The organism is Aeromonas sp. 600886, from assembly GCF_049174935.1.
GTDB lineage: Bacteria > Pseudomonadota > Gammaproteobacteria > Enterobacterales > Aeromonadaceae > Aeromonas > Aeromonas veronii_A.
In genome coordinates this window covers 82,564-98,470 of record NZ_JAAKUB010000007.1, presented here as the reverse complement: position 1 = coordinate 98,470, position 15,907 = coordinate 82,564, and the positions used below count along the sequence as shown (strand labels likewise).

The window sequence follows — 15,907 nt, the reverse complement described above, 5'->3', positions numbered from 1 at the left end:
CCATATTTTATTTAGTTTATTTTGCAGGAACGGGTGCACACCCTTAACTCCAACTCATACTTTCGAAACCATCTTTAACAGGTATTGTCCATAAGCATTTTTCGCAAGTGGTGTCGCCAACGTTTTTACTTGCTCTGCATCAATGAATTTCTTGCGATAGGCGATCTCTTCAGGACAAGCGACTTTCAACCCCTGACGGGTCTCGATGGTCTGAATAAAGTTGCTCGCTTCAATCATGCTCTCGTGGGTACCGGTATCAAGCCAAGCATAACCACGGCCCATCATGGCCACCGACAGATTACCTTGTTCCAGGTAGATACGGTTTACATCGGTTATCTCCAGCTCGCCACGGGGCGACGGAGTCAGACTCTTGGCGATCTTGACCACGCTGTTGTCGTAGAAATAGAGGCCGGTTACCGCATAGTTGCTCTTGGGCTCCAGTGGCTTCTCCTCCAGAGAGATCGCGGTGCCCTCTTTATCAAATTCAACCACCCCATAACGCTCGGGGTCATGCACATGGTAGGCAAAGACGGTAGCACCGCTCTCTTTGGCCACTGCCGCCTCCAACTGTTTCTGCAAGTCGTGGCCGTAGAAGATGTTGTCCCCCAACACCAGTGCACAGGGGTCTGAACCGATAAACTCTGCACCCAGAATAAAGGCTTGTGCCAACCCGTCCGGGCTTGGTTGAACCTTGTATTGCAAACTCAGGCCCCACTGACTGCCATCACCTAGCAGTTGCTCAAAACGGGGGGTATCTTGCGGCGTGCTGATGATCAAAATATCGCGAATTCCCGCCAGCATCAGGGTGCTGAGAGGATAGTAGATCATCGGCTTGTCATAGATAGGCAACAGCTGCTTGCTCACTGCCATGGTTACCGGATAGAGACGGGTGCCTGAGCCGCCGGCCAGAATAATGCCTTTACGTTTGGTCATGATGCTTGTTTCTTATATAGAGGAAGCATGGCTTTAGGCCACCTTTCCGTTTTATCCCTGCCAGCCAGGGAGGCAGTCACTACATCCCTAGCCAGTAATTTACTTGCCAAGGATCTCGGTCAACATCCGCTCCACACCGACTGTCCACTCCGGCAGCACCAGATCGAAGGTGCGCTGGAATTTGCCGGTATCCAGGCGGGAGTTATGGGGGCGTTTGGCCGGGGTAGGGAAGGCGCTGGTCGGCACCGCATTGAGTTGTGTCACCGCCAGTTCAACGCCAGCCTCTCTGGCTTTGGCAAACACCAGCTGGGCGTAGTCAAACCAGGTGGTGGTACCGGAGGCAATCAGATGGTACAGCCCGGCGACCTCGGGTTTGCGCTGCGCCACGCGGAGAGCATGGGCGGTGCAATCGGCCAGCAACTCGGCGCCGGTCGGAGCGCCAAACTGGTCATTGATCACTGACATCTCGCTACGCTCTTTGCCAAAGCGCAGCATGGTCTTGGCAAAATTGGCTCCGCGGGCGGCGTAAACCCAGCTGGTGCGGAAGATCAGGTGACGGGAACAAAGTGCGGCCCCTTGCTCACCCGCAAGCTTGGTTTCGCCATAGACGTTGAGCGGGGCGGTTGCATCGGTTTCCACCCAGGGGCGCTCACCGCTGCCATCAAATACATAGTCGGTGGAGTAATGCACCAACCAGGCACCCAATGCTTCCGCTTCTTTGGCTATCGCTGCCACGCTGGTCGCGTTGAGCAGCTCGGCAAATTCACGCTCGCTCTCCGCCTTGTCGACTGCGGTGTGGGCCGCAGCGTTGACAATCACATCCGGCTTGACCAGACGTACAGTGTCGGCCACCCCTGCCGGGTTTCTGAAATCGCCGCAATAATCGGTGGAGTCAAAATCAACGGCAGTGATGCGCCCCAGCGGCGCCAGTGCGCGTTGCAGCTCCCAGCCTACCTGGCCGTTTTTGCCAAACAGCAGAATATGCATCAGGCACGCTCCCCATCATTCTGTTCAATCGAGGAATAGTGTTGCTCAATCCAGGACTGGTAGGCACCGCTCTTGACGTTGCTGACCCACTGCTGGTTATCCAGATACCACTGTACAGTTTTGCGAATACCGGATTCAAAGGTCTCTTGCGGGTGCCAATCCAGCTCGGCGCTCATCTTGGTCGCATCGATGGCATAACGGCGATCGTGGCCGGGGCGATCCGCCACATAGGTGATTTGCTCACGATAAGAGCCCGATTTTGGCACCATCTCGTCCAGCAGATCGCAGATGGTGTGGACCACCTCCAGATTCTGCTTCTCGTTATGACCGCCGATGTTGTAGGTCTCACCGACCACGCCTGTGGTCGCCACCTTGTAGAGCGCACGCGCGTGATCTTCCACGTAGAGCCAGTCACGGACCTGGTCGCCCTTGCCATAGACAGGTAACGGCTTGCCATCCAGCGCGTTAAGAATGACCAGCGGGATCAGCTTCTCGGGGAAGTGGTACGGGCCGTAGTTGTTGGAGCAGTTGGTGACCATGGTCGGCAGGCCGTAAGTACGGCGCCAAGCGCGCACCAGATGGTCGCTGGAAGCCTTGGAGGCAGAATAGGGGCTGCTGGGGGCGTAGGGGGTGGTCTCGGTAAAGAGCGGCAATGGTTCACCGGCAGCCACTTCATCCGGATGAGGCAGATCACCATACACCTCGTCGGTGGAGATATGGTGGAAGCGGAAGACCGCCTTGCGTACCTCGTCCAGACCGTTCCAGTAAGCGCGAGCCGCTTCCAGCAACATATAGGTGCCGACGATATTGGTCTCGATAAAGTCAGCCGGCCCTGTAATGGAGCGGTCAACATGGCTCTCGGCGGCCAGATGCATCACGGCATCCGGCTGGTGCAAGGCAAACACCCGATCCAGCTCGGCGCGATTGCAAATATCCACCTGCTCAAACACATAACGCTCGCTTGACGATACATCGGCCAAGGATTCCAGATTGCCGGCATAGGTGAGTTTATCGAGATTGATAACGGAATCTTGGGTATCACGGATAATATGGCGCACCACGGCAGAGCCGATAAAGCCGGCACCACCGGTCACGAGGATTTTCATAAATATGTATCTCTTGCGAGGCGTTGATATGACATCAGAGAGAGGCTGGCTATCCACTAATGCGTTATTGAAACACCCAATAGACTGCAATTTAACCAGCGCCAACAGCAGCAAAACAATAAATGAACATTATTTGTGCAAATCGCTGAATAATCTCAAGGCTACCGCCCTTGGGTTACAGCCCCCAGTTTGCTGCTTTTAACCAAATTAGGTCTGCTGTTGGTCATCATGTCCTCCAGCATTTTGCTGTCTTGATGGTGTGTAGCACAGCTTTATGGCCCAAGACCAAGAAAGAGCGGACACTACATATCCAACCCTATAAGACGCAGATTCTATCTTGTTTCCAGCCGAGCTGCACAGCAGAAACTGACTTGCCCCTCACCTCTGAAAAGGAGTCGATAGAAAACCACCTCACGGCGACATAATTTCTCGAAAAGAAGCAGTATTAACTTAATAATTACGCTTAAGTTACCGTTTTTACGGAAAAAAAATAGAGCGACTTTCCAAGTCGCTCTATTTATTACTCAGTCATACCTGATGTATTTGTCTTATTGTGATCTGCCACCCAGAACTTCAGGGGTTACTTTGCTCAGTCACCTTTTGACTCAACTGCTGCAACCATGCGCGCCTCTTTACTCTTGTGGCTAGTGAAGTAACGCATCACCAGCACGAAGAAGAGCGGGACGAAGAAGATGGCCAGCACGGTGGCGCTGATCATCCCCCCCATTACGCCGGTACCGATTGCATTACGGCTGCTGGCACCGGCGCCGGAGCTGATCACCAGCGGCAGCACCCCGAGGATAAAGGCGAGCGAGGTCATCAGGATCGGACGCAGACGCAGGCGCGCCGCCTCCACCACGGCTTCACCCAAGCCCATCCCTTTGTCGTAGAGCTCTTTGGCAAATTCCACGATCAAGATCGCGTTCTTAGCCGACAGGCCTATGGTGGTGAGCAGGCCGACCTGGAAGTAGACGTCGTTCTCCAGCCCGCGCAGGGTAGCAGCCACAATGGCCCCCAGTACCCCGAGCGGCACCACCAGCATCACCGAGAACGGAATGCTCCAGCTCTCGTAGAGGGCCGCCAGACAGAGGAACACCACCAGCAAGGAGATGGCGTAGAGCGCGGGCGCCTGTGAACCGGCCTGGCGCTCCTGGAAGGAGAGCCCGGTCCACTCGATGCCCACCCCTTCCGGCAACTGTTTCACCATCTGCTCGATGGCGGCCATAGCATCACCGGTACTCTTGCCGGGCGCCGCCTCACCGACGATCTCCATCGCCGGCACGCCGTTGTAACGCTCCAGACGCGGCGAGCCGAAGCTCCACTCGGTACTGGCAAAGGCGGAGAAGGGCACCATCTGACCGGCACTGTTGCGCACATACCAGAGTTTCAGATCTTCCGGGTTCATCCGGAAGGGGGCATCTGCCTGCATGTAGACCTTCTTGATCCGGCCACGATCGACGAAGTCATTGACGTAGGAAGAACCCCAAGCGGTAGCCAGGGTGTTGTTGATATCCGCGATGGATAGCCCCTGCGCCAGCGCCTTCTCGTAGTCGATCTTGATATCGAGCTGGGGGGTGTCTTCCATCCCGTTCGGGCGTACCCGCACCAAAGTGGGATCCTGCGCCGCCATACCGAGCAGCTGGTTACGCGCCGCCATCAGCTTGTCGTGACCGATACCGCCGCGATCCTGCAGGAAGAAGTCAAAACCGGTCGCCGTACCCAACTCCGGGATCGGAGGCAGGTTAAAGGCGAACACTTGCGCCTCCTTGATGCTGAACAGATAGCCCATGGCACGACCGATAATGGCATTGGCGCTGCGATCCGGGCTCTTGCGCTCGCTCCAGTCCTTGAGCTTGATAAAGGCCATCCCCGCGTTCTGGCCACTACCGGCGAAGCTGAAGCCGGATACGGTCAGTACGGAGTCAACGTTATCCTTCTCGTTTTTCAGGAAGTAGTCGCGCATGTCCGCCAGCACCACCTCGGTGCGCTGCTTGGTCGCCCCCACCGGCAGTTGCACCATGGACATGATGACCCCCTGATCCTCTTCCGGCAGGAAGGAGGTGGGCATCCGCATAAAGAGCACTGCCAGTACCGCCAGCATGGCACCGTAGATCAGGCTGTAGCGCACGCCCTGCTTGATCACCTTGCGCACACCGCTCTGATAGCGGTTGGTACCGGCATCAAAGGCGCGGTTGAACCAGCCAAAGAAGCCGCGCTTGGCTCCAAATTCGCCATGTTTCATCGGCTTGAGCAGGGTGGCACAGAGCGCCGGGGTCAGGATCAACGCCACCAGCACCGACAGCACCATGGCCGAGACGATGGTCAGCGAGAACTGGCGATAGATGGCACCGGTCGAGCCGCCGAAGAAAGCCATCGGCACGAACACGGCGGAGAGCACCAACGCGATCCCCACCAGTGCGCCGGTGATCTGGATCATCGACTTGCGGGTCGCTTCCAGCGGGGAGAGATCCTCCTCGCTCATCAGCCGCTCCACGTTCTCCACCACAACGATGGCGTCATCCACCAGCAGGCCAATGGCGAGCACCATACCGAACATGGTGAGGGTGTTGATGGAGAAGCCGAACGCCGCCATCACCCCGAAGGTACCGAGCAGCACCACAGGCACCGCAATGGTCGGGATCAGGGTGGCGCGGAAGTTCTGCAGGAACAGATACATGACGCAGAACACCAGGAAGATCGCCTCGATCAGGGTCTGCACCACCTCCTCGATGGAGATCTTCACAAACGGCGTGGTGTCGTAGGGGTAGACGATTTCCATATTGGCCGGGAAGTAATCCGACAGCTCATTGAGCTTGGCACGCACCTTCTCGGCGGTATCCAGCGCATTGGCGCCGGTCGCCAGCTTGATGGCAACCGCGGCGGTAGACTGGCCGTTGTAGAGCGCATCGGCGTCATAGCTTTCGCCCGCCAGCTCGACCCGGGCCACATCTTTCAGTCGTACCTTGGAGCCATCCTGATTCACCCGCAGCAGGATGTCGTTGAACTGCTCCACGGTAGAGAGACGGGTCTGCCCCATGATGGTGGCGGTGAACTGCTGATCTTCCACAGATGGTGTGCCACCCAGCTTGCCGAAGGCCACCTGGGCGTTCTGCGCCTTGATGGCTGCCTGCACATCACCCGGAGTCATCTGCACCCGGTTGAGTTTGTTGGGATCGAGCCAGACCCGCATGGAGTACTGGCTGCCGAACAAGGTGATATCCCCTACCCCGTCCAGACGACTCAGGGGCTCCTTGATGTTGGAGACCACATAGTCCGCCAGATCGTCATTGTTCATCGAGCCATCACTGGAGATGAAGGCCGCGACCATCAGGAAGCTGCTGGAGGTCTTCTGTACCCGGATCCCCTGCTGCTGAACCTCTTGCGGCAGCAGCGACATCGCTTGCTGCAGCTTGTTCTGCACCTGCACCTGGGCAATATCGGGATCGGTCCCCGGCTGGAAGGTGAGGGTCACCGACACCCGCCCCGCGGAGTCAGACTGGGAGGACATGTAGAGCAGGTGATCCAACCCGGTCATGTTCTGTTCGATGATCTGGGTCACCGAGTCTTCCACCGTTTTGGCGGATGCGCCCGGATAGCTGGCGGAAATCCCGACAGCGGGCGGCGCAATGCTCGGATACTGGGCGACCGGCAATTTGATGATGGCCAGGCTGCCCGCCAGCATGATCACCAGCGCGATCACCCAGGCAAAAATGGGTCTGTCTATAAAAAATCGAGCCATGAAGCGACTACTCCATCCTACTTGTTGGCCGGGGTGTTGGACGCAGCTTGAGCAGACGCTGCATCAGCACCCTGCTCGGCGGGATTGACCACGGCGCCCGGTCGTACTTTCTGCAAGCCAGCCACGATCACCCGCTCGCCGGAGGTGAGTCCTGACTCCACCACCCAGTTGCTGCCAACGACCCGGCTCAGCTGCACGTTGCGCAGCTCCACCTTGTTATCAGCGGTCACCACCATCACGGTGGCGCCGCCGTTGGGAGTGCGAGTCACGGCAGTTTGCGGCACCAGCAGTCCTTGCGCCCGCTCACCCTCTTGCAGGGTGGCGCGCATAAACATGCCGGGCAGCAGCAGTTGGTGAGGGTTGGGCACAATCACCCGCAGGGTCACCATGCCGGAGGTCTCATCCACGGTCACATCGGAGAACTGCAACGAGCCCTCTTCACCATAAGTGGAGCCATCTTCCAGCTGGAAGGTCACCTTGGCCCCTTTCTGCTCGTCCTGGGTCAGCTTGCCCTCGGCGACCAGTCGCTTCAGGCGCAGCAGATCGGCGGTGGACTGACGCACATCCACATACATGGGATCCAGCTGCTGAATGGCGGTCAGGCTGTCAGCCTGCTGGGCGGTTACCAGTGCCCCCTCGGTCACCGCGGATTTACCGATGCGGCCGCTGATGGGGGCGGTGATGCGGGTGTAACCGAGATTGATCTCGGCAGTGCGCAAAGCTGCCTTGCTCGCCATGATCTCGGCCTTGGCCTGCTTCCAGCTGGCGTCGGCGTCGTCATAGTCCTGACGGCTGATGGATTTGACCTTGAGCAGCTCCTGATAGCGCTGCGCCTTGAGGCGGGTACTCTGCTCGTTAGCCTCGGCCTTGGCCAGATTGGCCTTGGCGCTGGCGACTGCCGCCTGATAGACAGCCGGGTCGATCTGATAGAGCAGATCGCCCGCCTTCACATCGCTTCCCTCGGTAAAGAGGCGCTTGAGGATGATGCCGCTCACCTGCGGACGCACTTCAGCCACCCGCAACGGGGCGCTGCGGCCGGTCAACTCGGTGGTCAACATCAGCGGACCGCTCTGCAGGGTCACCACGTTGACTGCCGCGGGGGGCATGTCGCCCTGTCCCTGGGGTGCGCCCCCCTTGTCACCACAACCTGCCAGCAAGCCTGTAGCCAGCAAGGCAAGACCAACTGAACGAGCAAGAATATGTTTATGCATGAAACACCTGAGCCTTTGCCAGTCAATGAACAATCAGGGCCGCATGGGCCCTGTTGGTAAATAGTCGAAAGATGAGGCAATATACATACATTCATAAATGTATGTAAGTGACTTTTTACTTGCATGAGGCACAAATTTCGATGGCCAGACGAACCAAAGAAGAGGCGCAGCAAACCCGCTGCCACATCATGAGCACGGCGCTGGATCTGTTCTGCTCCCAGGGCTTGGCCAAGACCAGCCTGACTGACATCGCCAGGGCGGCAGACCTGACCCGCGGGGCCATCTATTGGCACTTCAAGAACAAGGATGAACTCTTCCTTTCGCTCTGGCAGGAGCTCTGCAGCCCCCTCGCCCACCAGCTCGATGCCTGCCTCAATCCAGATGAGCCGGATCCGCTGGGGCAACTGCGCCTCTTCTTCGAAGGGATACTCCACAGCTTCATTCACAATCCGGCCCAGCGGCAGATGTTCACCATACTGTTCAATCTCGAATCGCTGGAGGGGGAGGCAATCTCACTGCGCGAACATATCCGCAGCGAGTCAGCCAACTTTTTCCGGGACCTGGAGACCACCCTGGCCAATGCGGTACGGCGGGGCCAACTGCCCGCCGACCTCAACCTGCAGCGCGCCGCCACCCTGCTCCACTGCACCCTGGATGGTTACATCATCAACTGGCTCCACTTTCCGGAGCGGATCGACCTGCAGGGCGAATCAGCCTTCCTGATAGAGAGCATGTTTACCATGCTGGCCCACCCCCACGGGCCTGCCTGCGGCCGCTAACCGGCTCCGGTAACTCCCACCCATCCAAATCGGGGCCTGACCGCGCGCTTTGGCAGTCAGGCCCCGATTTGTTACCCTGTGCGCCCCCTGCTTGAGGTAACCCCTGTGCCACACTCTGACGCCATCCCCGCTTCCCGGCCATTGAACGACCAGCATGCCCACGCTCGAGCTGCCTTTGTGGCGCGCCTCAAACCCGGCGCTCACCTGCTCAATGGTCAGTGCGGTACGGGGGAGGATCTGTGCTGGCTGCGTGCAGAAGGGTATGTGGTCACCGCCTGCGAAGCGATACTGGCCGACGCCAGAGTTGCCTCACAGCAATCCGGGCAAGCAGTGCGGGTCTGCTCGCTGGCGAAGATGCACTCGGTGCTCCCTTACGATGGCATCTGGCTGAGTCGCCCACTTGATAGCGACGAAGCCACTCTTGTCCCCCTGTTGCAACAGCTGGCGACCCTGCTCAAAACGGGCGCACCGCTCTGTTTCCCCCTACAGCCAAGCGGCAAGATAAGTCACGATGAGCTACAGCAACTGGTCACCACATCCGGGATAGCGCTGCAACTGGCGCCGATGGAAACCGTATCAGCCAGCACCTCAGACTCCGCAAGTCAATATGCCAACCAGTACGTCATGTTGCTGCGCGGCGATCATCAGGCCACCTAACGGGCTAATTCATCACGGATTTTCCCATTCAATGCTAAGCCGGCTGCTAGTCGGCGATCTTGGCTATCGACAATATTTAACTCGGCATTAACGCATAAAAGGCAGACATAACACGGCTTACGTGTTAAAAAGTTCGATTAATATCAAAATTTAATAACAAAACAGACAATACAACCAACTCCGGATTTCCTTATGAAACTTGTCCTGAAACTCATTGCTGGCATCCTTGCCGGTCTCTTGCTCGGTCTCTACGCCCCTGAGTGGGTGGCGCGCGTGCTGTTTACGGCCAAGACAGTGATAGGTCAGCTGATCACCTTCACCATTCCGCTCATCATTCTGTTCTTTATCATGAGCGGCATCGCCAGCCTGCCGAAAAACTCCGGCAAGCTGCTGGGCAAAACCGTGGCCCTCTCCTACTGCTCTACCATTCTGGCGGGGCTGTTCGCCTTTACCGTGGCGAGCCACCTGATCCCGCAGTTCACCACCGCCGCCGAGCCCACCACGGCCACAGCCATCAAGCTCGCCTCCTATGTCAATCTCGAGATCCCGCCGCTGTTTGGCGTGATGTCGGCACTGGCTGCCGCCTTCGTGTTCGGCATCGGCATCAGCGCCACCCAGGCCACCGATCTGCGCCGTGTCGCCGATCAGGGCCGTGACATCATCGACCGCCTGCTGGCCAAGGTGATCATCCCGCTGCTGCCGTTCTACATCGCCGGTGTCTTTGTCGAGATGACGGTAGAAGGCACCGTATTCGCCACCCTGAAAACCTTCGGCGTGGTGCTGGTGATGGCGATCCTGATGCACTGGATCTGGCTATCCGTGCTGTTCGTGGGTACCGGTCTGGCCCTTGGCCGCTCACCAGCCCAGCTCATCAAGAACATGCTGCCCGCATACTTCACCGCGCTGGGGACCATGTCGAGCGCCGCCACCATTCCGGTCGCGCTGCAGTCGAGCAAGAACAACGGGGTCAGCGACGGCATCGCCAACTTTACCGTACCGCTGTGTGCCACCATTCACCTCTGTGGCTCCACCATTACCCTGGTCACCTGTGCCACCGCGGTGATGTTCCTCTCCGAGCATCTGGCCATTCCGGGCATCGAGACCATGCTCCCCTTCATCATGATGCTGGGGGTGATCATGATCGCAGCCCCGGGCGCACCGGGTGGTGGCGTGATGTCGGCGCTGGGCCTGCTCACCTCCATGCTCGGTTTCGGTGAGGCCTCCATCGCCCTGATGATCGCCCTCTATCTGGCGCAAGACAGCTTCGGCACCGCCTGCAACGTCACCGGTGACGGCGTGATTGCCCTGTGGGCGGATCGCTTCGCCAACGGTAGCGAGAGCGCAGCTCCAGTGGCCGAGGCCGAACAGGCGTAAGCTCGCCGGATAGCCCGACCATCCTCTGCAAAACCGCAGGCCCGAACCATGTTCGGGCCTGATTCGTTTCAGCCACCTTCCCTGCTTTTGTTAGTATTCCTCCTCCCCCTCTTTACCCCCCTCTGCCGTAAACAGCACTGGCGCTACCCTCTGCATCAGACAAAATTATTGGCATATGCCACATATGAGCGTATAAATGGCTTATGCCAATTAGGAGCCACCATGCCAAGACCCAAGATTGCCCGCCAGATCTGTGGCCGCCCCGCCAACAGCTGCTTCAAACCCAACGGCCGCCCCATGCATCAGCTGGAGCAGGTCACGCTGGCCCCTGACGAGTTCGAGGCACTGCGCCTCGTCGACCTTCAAGGAATGCAGCAGCAGGAGGCCGCCCTGGTGATGGGGGTCTCCCGCCAGACCCTGGCCAATATCCTGAAAAAAGGGCGCTACAAGGTGGTGGAGTGTCTGAGTCTGGGCAAGGCATTGATGATGCAACCTGCCGAGCCCGACCACCCAACCAGTGGAGAAGAGCCGACATGAATGCTGTCACAACCATGACCACCACCCTCTGCAACAGCGCCCTGATGCTGAGTCAGGGGTTGCTGGCTGGCCACTTTACCCGTGCCGAGCAGCTGCAAATTCTTAACCCCGAAGGGAACGTTATCGCCACCCTGGCTAACCCGGCCGCCGCCGAAGGCTGCCACGGCAAGCAAGCGCTGCTCGACGCCCTCGCCCATCATCAGGTGGGTCAGGTGGTGGTGCGCAATATCGGCGAGCGGATGCTGAGTCGCCTGCTGGCGGCCAATATCCGGGTGCTGCAGTGCCGCTCTGCCCGCTTGCCGCTGCCCGCGCTGCTAGCCCCTGCAAATCTACAACCTCTCACCGAGGCAAGTCAGGGCCGTCCATCTCGCCGTCATCAGAGCAAGGCCGCGATCCGTGTCATCCAGCCCCTCGTCGCAGGCCAGAGTCATGCCCATTGTCACGGTGGGTGCAACAGTGGTTCCGATCACTGCTGCGCCAGTGGTGGCAATCAGGCAGAGAGCTCACGACAAGGCCATACTTGTTGCCACGGCAGTGAGGGCGCCAACCAGCAGGGCGGTTGCTGCTATCATCACTGATGCCATCGCCGTGCATGTCATCACCATCAGGGAGAAGAGATCATGTCCATCTGGTTATTGAGCCTGCTCGCCTCATTCGTGCTGATCCTGGCTATGGGCTCCATCATCTGGTGGCGCCAATACCAGCTTGCCCAGAAACGGGAAGATAAAGAGGTGCGCCCCTGTGGCTGCTCCAGCGCTTGCACGGATCACCTCTATCAAATCAGCGAACCGACTCCCAAAAAGTAACCTGAGCGCAAACGCCATAGCCGCAGATACAAGGTCGGCAAAATAAGGGCGCGTGAAATCGAGAAGAGCATAAAAGAGAGGGGGCACCTGCTGGTGCCCCCTCTCTATTTATTCCTCGTCATGCTTGAACCGCCTCTTTCCCCCTTACGCTCATCACACGCGCTCAACCCGGCTCTGCGCCACTGGCCGCCACACCTGATGAACTGGCGGGATCCTGATACTGCTGATAGATGGCATAAAACTCGGCCTTGTTGTGCAGGGCCGCAGCGACACAGGTGGGATCAAACTGGCTGCCGGCATGCTCCTCCAGATAGGCAAACGCCGTCTCGAACGGCCAGGCCTGCTTGTAGGGGCGCTCGCTGGTCAGGGCATCAAAAACATCAGCCACCGTCACGATACGCGCCGCCAGCGGGATCGCCTCCCCCGCCAGGCCCAGCGGATAACCGGTGCCATCAAAACGCTCATGATGGCCTGCGATGATGTTGGTCAGCATATCGGTGTGGTGAATGCCATCGAGGCCAAACTCATTGATCATCAGGCTGATCATCTCTCGCCCCTTGCTGGTGTGAACCTTCATGATCTCGAACTCTTCCGGGGTCAGCTTGCCCGGCTTGAGTAAAATGGCATCCGGCACCGCGATCTTGCCGATGTCGTGCAGCTCGGAGAAGAGGTAGACAAACTCCACCTCCTCGTCGCTCAGCCCGCAAGTCGGGGCCAGCGTCTTGGCGATCAGTCGGGAGTAGGCCGACATCCGATGCAGATGGTTGGCGGTCTCCTCATCCCGATAGCGACTGAACTCCCGTGCCGTGGTCAGCGCGCCGCCGAGGGTCTGAATAGAGAAGAACTCCACCGCAATGATGGCGGACAACATCTGGGCATAGGCCGACAGCTCGCTTTGGATCGACTCATCGAAATAGCCCGGCTCCATGGCATCGCAAAACAGAAAACCAAACAGCTTGCTGTTGAACAACAGCGGCTCGGTATAGCTGGAGGCATAGCCCGCCTCCAGCAGCTTGCGGCTGTGTTCCGACGCGGAACCACGCAGGGCATCGAGATTGCCAAGCACCCGGGGGTGCTTGTGCTCCGCCAGATAGCGCAAGGAGGGAACATCGCTCAGCTTCACCTCATACTGCACCAGCGGCGAGGGCCCCTCGGTGCTGTGGGCGAAGGTCTTGAGCTGATCGGTATGGGGATCGTAAATCGCAATGGCCACCCGACTCAGCTTGTCAAAACGCTCGCGTAGCGTAGCGTGCAGATTCTGCATTCTTTCGCCAAATGAACTTTCCATTGCCTTCTCCACCGGATCACCATGATGGGAGTATAGGGGCACCCGTGACAGGGTTCCCAGCCACAGACCGCGAAATTGACTAATAAGTCAGCAATGCATATTGCCAGCCACAAACCTGTGCAGCAGGGACTGCGCGCCAGTCAGGGCTCCACCATCAGCCGCTATTCGCACGGCCCAATCCTGCCCACTCGGAGATATTGTTAGGTTCTGCCATGCTGGCTGTATAGTTTTTGGTTAACCATTCCGGTAAAATCCGCGCCCTTAAAGAAGAGCCACCTAAGAGTGATTGAGCGATGTCCAACACAAAACAGGCCCCCAAAGTAGGATTCGTCTCCTTGGGTTGCCCCAAAAACCTGGTCGATTCAGAACGCATCCTGACCCAGCTGCGTACCGAAGGGTACGATGTGGTGCCCAGCTATGACGATGCCGAGCTGGTCGTCGTCAACACCTGCGGCTTTATCGACAGCGCGGTGCAAGAGTCGCTGGAAGCGATCGGCGAAGCACTAGCCGAGAACGGCAAGGTGATCGTCACCGGCTGCTTGGGTGCCAAAGAGAACCAGATCCGCGAGATCCACCCCAAGGTGCTCGAGATCACCGGCCCCCACGCCTATGAAGAGGTGCTGGGTCACGTCCACAAATATGTGGAGAAGCCGCAGCACAACCCCTTCACCAGTCTGGTACCGGCCCACGGCGTCAAGCTGACCCCGCGCCACTACGCCTATCTGAAGATTTCCGAAGGCTGCAACCACCGCTGCACCTTCTGCATCATCCCCTCCATGCGCGGGGATTTGGTGAGCCGCCCCATCGGCGACGTGCTGGCCGAAGCCAAGCGTCTGAAAGAGGCCGGCGTGAAGGAGCTGCTGGTGATCTCCCAGGACACCTCCGCCTACGGCGTCGATGTGAAGCACCGCACCGGTTTCTACGACGGCATGCCGGTCAAGACCAGCATGGTCGCCCTGTGCGAAGAGTTGGCCAAGCTCGATATCTGGGTACGTCTGCACTACGTCTACCCCTACCCGCACGTGGATGACGTCATCCCGCTGATGCGTGATGGCAAGATCCTGCCCTACCTCGACATCCCGCTGCAGCACGCCAGCCCGCGCATCCTCAAACTGATGAAGCGCCCGGGTTCGGTCGAGCGCACCCTGGAGCGGATCCAGAAGTGGCGCGAGATCTGCCCGCAGATCACCCTGCGCTCCACCTTTATCGTCGGCTTCCCGGGCGAGACCGAGGAAGATTTCCAGATGCTGCTGGACTTTATCGACAAGGCGGAGCTGGATCGGGTCGGTTGCTTCAAATACAGCCCGGTCGAAGGGGCGCTGGCCAACGAGCTGCCGGATCCGGTACCGGAAGCGATTCAGGAAGAGCGCTTCCAGCGCTTTATGGAGCTGCAACAGCAGGTCTCCATCCGCAAGCTGGCCCGCAAAGTGGGTCAGGAGATGACCGTCATCATCGACGAAGTGGATGAAGAGGGTGCCACTGGCCGCTCCTTCGCCGATGCGCCGGAGATCGACGGTCTGGTCTACCTCAACGGCGAAACCGGCCTCAAGCCGGGCGATATGGTCAAGGTGCGGATCGATGAATCCGACGAATATGACCTGTGGGCCAGCCTGATTAGCTAACCCTTGCTGACCACCGCTCAATGAAAAAGCGCCTTCGGGCGCTTTTTTATGCTTCCAGATTGCACTTCTACACCAGTAAGCCCCACTTTGCGGTACAAAACTGGCATATCCGTATGCAAGGGTGTGTAATAGTCGTTTCTGTTTGACGACGACTCGAAATCCCATGCAACTCAAACCCCTTCTCAAGGGACGCTTTCAGCCCCACTGGCAGGCCAGTCATGATCTTATCGTGCAGGTAGTGCAATCCTGCATCACGGAGCAGCATCTGATCCCCGAGGGGGAGCCCCTGATGCGTCAGGGGGAGCTATTGCGGGATCTGGTGCTGGTACCGGGCGGCCGCATCGCCATGGGCCACACCGCCATGAATGGCCGCCGCTTTCAGCTCGGCACCCTGGAGTGCGACAACCAGCTGTTTGGCGAGATGGAGTTCTTCACCGGCTACCGCTGCCAGCTCGACATCATCGCCGAGGAGCCGCTGGAAGTGGCCCGCATCGACGGCGAGCAGCTGGAGCAGGCGCTGGTCGCCCACCCCAAGGTGGCGCTCTTCTTTGCCACCGCCATTGCCATCGACTATCAGGACACGGTGGATATCTTCACCTGCCGCATGCTCTACCCCATCAGCTACAACATCGCCCTCGACCTCTATCACAGCCACTGCCACCACAACCCGGTGAGCGGCTTTCGCAAGGGGTATCAGGAGGCGGAACGCTTCGGCACGACCGACCGGGTCTACCGGCGGGCTGTGAAAGAGCTGATGGAGAAGGGACTGGTGGAGCGCGGCGAAGAGGGATTGCAGATCCGCGATCTGGCGGGGCTCAAGGCCTTTCTGGAGCAGCCATAAGTCGCAGGCCTCAGTTGCCGACTGAGC

14 protein-coding genes are annotated in these 15,907 nt (G+C 58.6%); 8 read left to right on the top strand and 6 right to left on the bottom strand.

Annotation, left to right across the window (positions count from 1 at the left end):
• Positions 1–54: 54 nt before the first annotated feature.
• The 5 genes from rfbA to G5179_RS07760 form a co-directional block, all read right to left on the bottom strand.
• Positions 55–933 carry a glucose-1-phosphate thymidylyltransferase RfbA gene (gene rfbA, locus G5179_RS07780; RefSeq protein ID WP_216954298.1) on the bottom strand — a complete coding sequence of 293 codons (879 nt, stop codon included), beginning with the start codon at positions 931–933 and terminating at the stop codon, positions 55–57.
• Positions 934–1,032: 99 nt separating this feature from the next.
• Complete coding sequence (gene rfbD / locus G5179_RS07775) at positions 1,033–1,920, bottom strand: dTDP-4-dehydrorhamnose reductase (protein WP_421205823.1); 888 nt, start codon at positions 1,918–1,920, stop codon at positions 1,033–1,035.
• Positions 1,920–3,026 carry a dTDP-glucose 4,6-dehydratase gene (gene rfbB, locus G5179_RS07770; RefSeq protein WP_421208005.1) on the bottom strand — a complete coding sequence of 369 codons (1,107 nt, stop codon included), beginning with the start codon at positions 3,024–3,026 and terminating at the stop codon, positions 1,920–1,922. Before rfbB ends, rfbD begins: the two co-directional genes overlap by 1 nt.
• Before the next feature lie 589 nt (positions 3,027–3,615).
• A complete protein-coding gene (locus G5179_RS07765; protein WP_421258148.1) occupies positions 3,616–6,765 on the bottom strand; it encodes an efflux RND transporter permease subunit in 3,150 nt (1,049 codons plus the stop codon).
• 17 nt (positions 6,766–6,782) lie between these two features.
• Positions 6,783–7,976, bottom strand: a complete 1,194-nt coding sequence (locus G5179_RS07760) for an efflux RND transporter periplasmic adaptor subunit (RefSeq protein ID WP_421258147.1) — start codon at positions 7,974–7,976, stop codon at positions 6,783–6,785.
• A gap of 140 nt (positions 7,977–8,116) precedes the next feature.
• Between G5179_RS07760 and G5179_RS07755 the strand changes: the two genes are divergently transcribed.
• From G5179_RS07755 to G5179_RS07730, 6 genes are all read left to right on the top strand, one after another.
• A complete protein-coding gene (locus tag G5179_RS07755) occupies positions 8,117–8,755 on the top strand; it encodes a TetR family transcriptional regulator (protein ID WP_421258146.1) in 639 nt (212 codons plus the stop codon).
• A gap of 105 nt (positions 8,756–8,860) precedes the next feature.
• On the top strand, positions 8,861–9,412 hold the full coding sequence (locus tag G5179_RS07750; RefSeq protein ID WP_421208002.1) for a hypothetical protein: 552 nt from the start codon (positions 8,861–8,863) through the stop codon (positions 9,410–9,412).
• A gap of 192 nt (positions 9,413–9,604) precedes the next feature.
• Positions 9,605–10,786 (top strand): dicarboxylate/amino acid:cation symporter, encoded by a 1,182-nt coding sequence (locus G5179_RS07745; RefSeq protein WP_005359180.1) that lies wholly within the window; start codon positions 9,605–9,607, stop codon positions 10,784–10,786.
• Between the two features lie 222 nt (positions 10,787–11,008).
• Positions 11,009–11,323 carry a DUF134 domain-containing protein gene (locus tag G5179_RS07740; protein ID WP_005338107.1) on the top strand — a complete coding sequence of 105 codons (315 nt, stop codon included), beginning with the start codon at positions 11,009–11,011 and terminating at the stop codon, positions 11,321–11,323.
• Entirely contained in the window at positions 11,320–11,901 is a 582-nt protein-coding gene (locus G5179_RS07735; protein ID WP_421258145.1) for a NifB/NifX family molybdenum-iron cluster-binding protein, read from the top strand. The genes G5179_RS07740 and G5179_RS07735 overlap by 4 nt, the downstream gene beginning before the upstream one ends.
• Before the next feature lie 42 nt (positions 11,902–11,943).
• Positions 11,944–12,129 (top strand): hypothetical protein, encoded by a 186-nt coding sequence (locus G5179_RS07730; protein WP_421207999.1) that lies wholly within the window; start codon positions 11,944–11,946, stop codon positions 12,127–12,129.
• Between the two features lie 163 nt (positions 12,130–12,292).
• On the opposite strand, the gene G5179_RS07725 is transcribed toward G5179_RS07730, so the two are convergent.
• Complete coding sequence (locus G5179_RS07725) at positions 12,293–13,417, bottom strand: HD domain-containing phosphohydrolase (RefSeq protein WP_216951702.1); 1,125 nt, start codon at positions 13,415–13,417, stop codon at positions 12,293–12,295.
• 293 nt (positions 13,418–13,710) lie between these two features.
• On the opposite strand from G5179_RS07725, the gene rimO reads away from it, so the two are divergent.
• Positions 13,711–15,039: a 30S ribosomal protein S12 methylthiotransferase RimO gene (gene rimO, locus G5179_RS07720; RefSeq protein ID WP_216951703.1), complete on the top strand. Its 1,329-nt coding sequence runs from the start codon at positions 13,711–13,713 to the stop codon at positions 15,037–15,039.
• A 163-nt stretch (positions 15,040–15,202) separates the two neighbouring features.
• Entirely contained in the window at positions 15,203–15,880 is a 678-nt protein-coding gene (locus G5179_RS07715) for a Crp/Fnr family transcriptional regulator (RefSeq protein ID WP_216951704.1), read from the top strand.
• Positions 15,881–15,907: the final 27 nt, after the last annotated feature.

Bases quoted from the DNA above. Each gene is read 5' to 3' on its own strand.
- G5179_RS07735 (WP_421258145.1), top strand. From the start codon at position 11,320: ATGAATGCTGTCACAACCATGACCACCACCCTCTGCAACAGCGCCCTG.
- G5179_RS07715 (WP_216951704.1), top strand. From the start codon at position 15,203: ATGCAACTCAAACCCCTTCTCAAGGGACGCTTTCAGCCCCACTGGCAG.
- rfbB (WP_421208005.1), bottom strand. From the start codon at position 3,026: ATGAAAATCCTCGTGACCGGTGGTGCCGGCTTTATCGGCTCTGCCGTG.
- G5179_RS07725 (WP_216951702.1), bottom strand. From the start codon at position 13,417: ATGGAAAGTTCATTTGGCGAAAGAATGCAGAATCTGCACGCTACGCTA.
- G5179_RS07760 (WP_421258147.1), bottom strand. From the start codon at position 7,976: ATGCATAAACATATTCTTGCTCGTTCAGTTGGTCTTGCCTTGCTGGCT.
- G5179_RS07745 (WP_005359180.1), top strand. From the start codon at position 9,605: ATGAAACTTGTCCTGAAACTCATTGCTGGCATCCTTGCCGGTCTCTTG.
- G5179_RS07765 (WP_421258148.1), bottom strand. From the start codon at position 6,765: ATGGCTCGATTTTTTATAGACAGACCCATTTTTGCCTGGGTGATCGCG.
- rfbA (WP_216954298.1), bottom strand. From the start codon at position 933: ATGACCAAACGTAAAGGCATTATTCTGGCCGGCGGCTCAGGCACCCGT.
- G5179_RS07740 (WP_005338107.1), top strand. From the start codon at position 11,009: ATGCCAAGACCCAAGATTGCCCGCCAGATCTGTGGCCGCCCCGCCAAC.
- G5179_RS07755 (WP_421258146.1), top strand. From the start codon at position 8,117: ATGGCCAGACGAACCAAAGAAGAGGCGCAGCAAACCCGCTGCCACATC.
- G5179_RS07730 (WP_421207999.1), top strand. From the start codon at position 11,944: ATGTCCATCTGGTTATTGAGCCTGCTCGCCTCATTCGTGCTGATCCTG.
- rfbD (WP_421205823.1), bottom strand. From the start codon at position 1,920: ATGCATATTCTGCTGTTTGGCAAAAACGGCCAGGTAGGCTGGGAGCTG.
- rimO (WP_216951703.1), top strand. From the start codon at position 13,711: ATGTCCAACACAAAACAGGCCCCCAAAGTAGGATTCGTCTCCTTGGGT.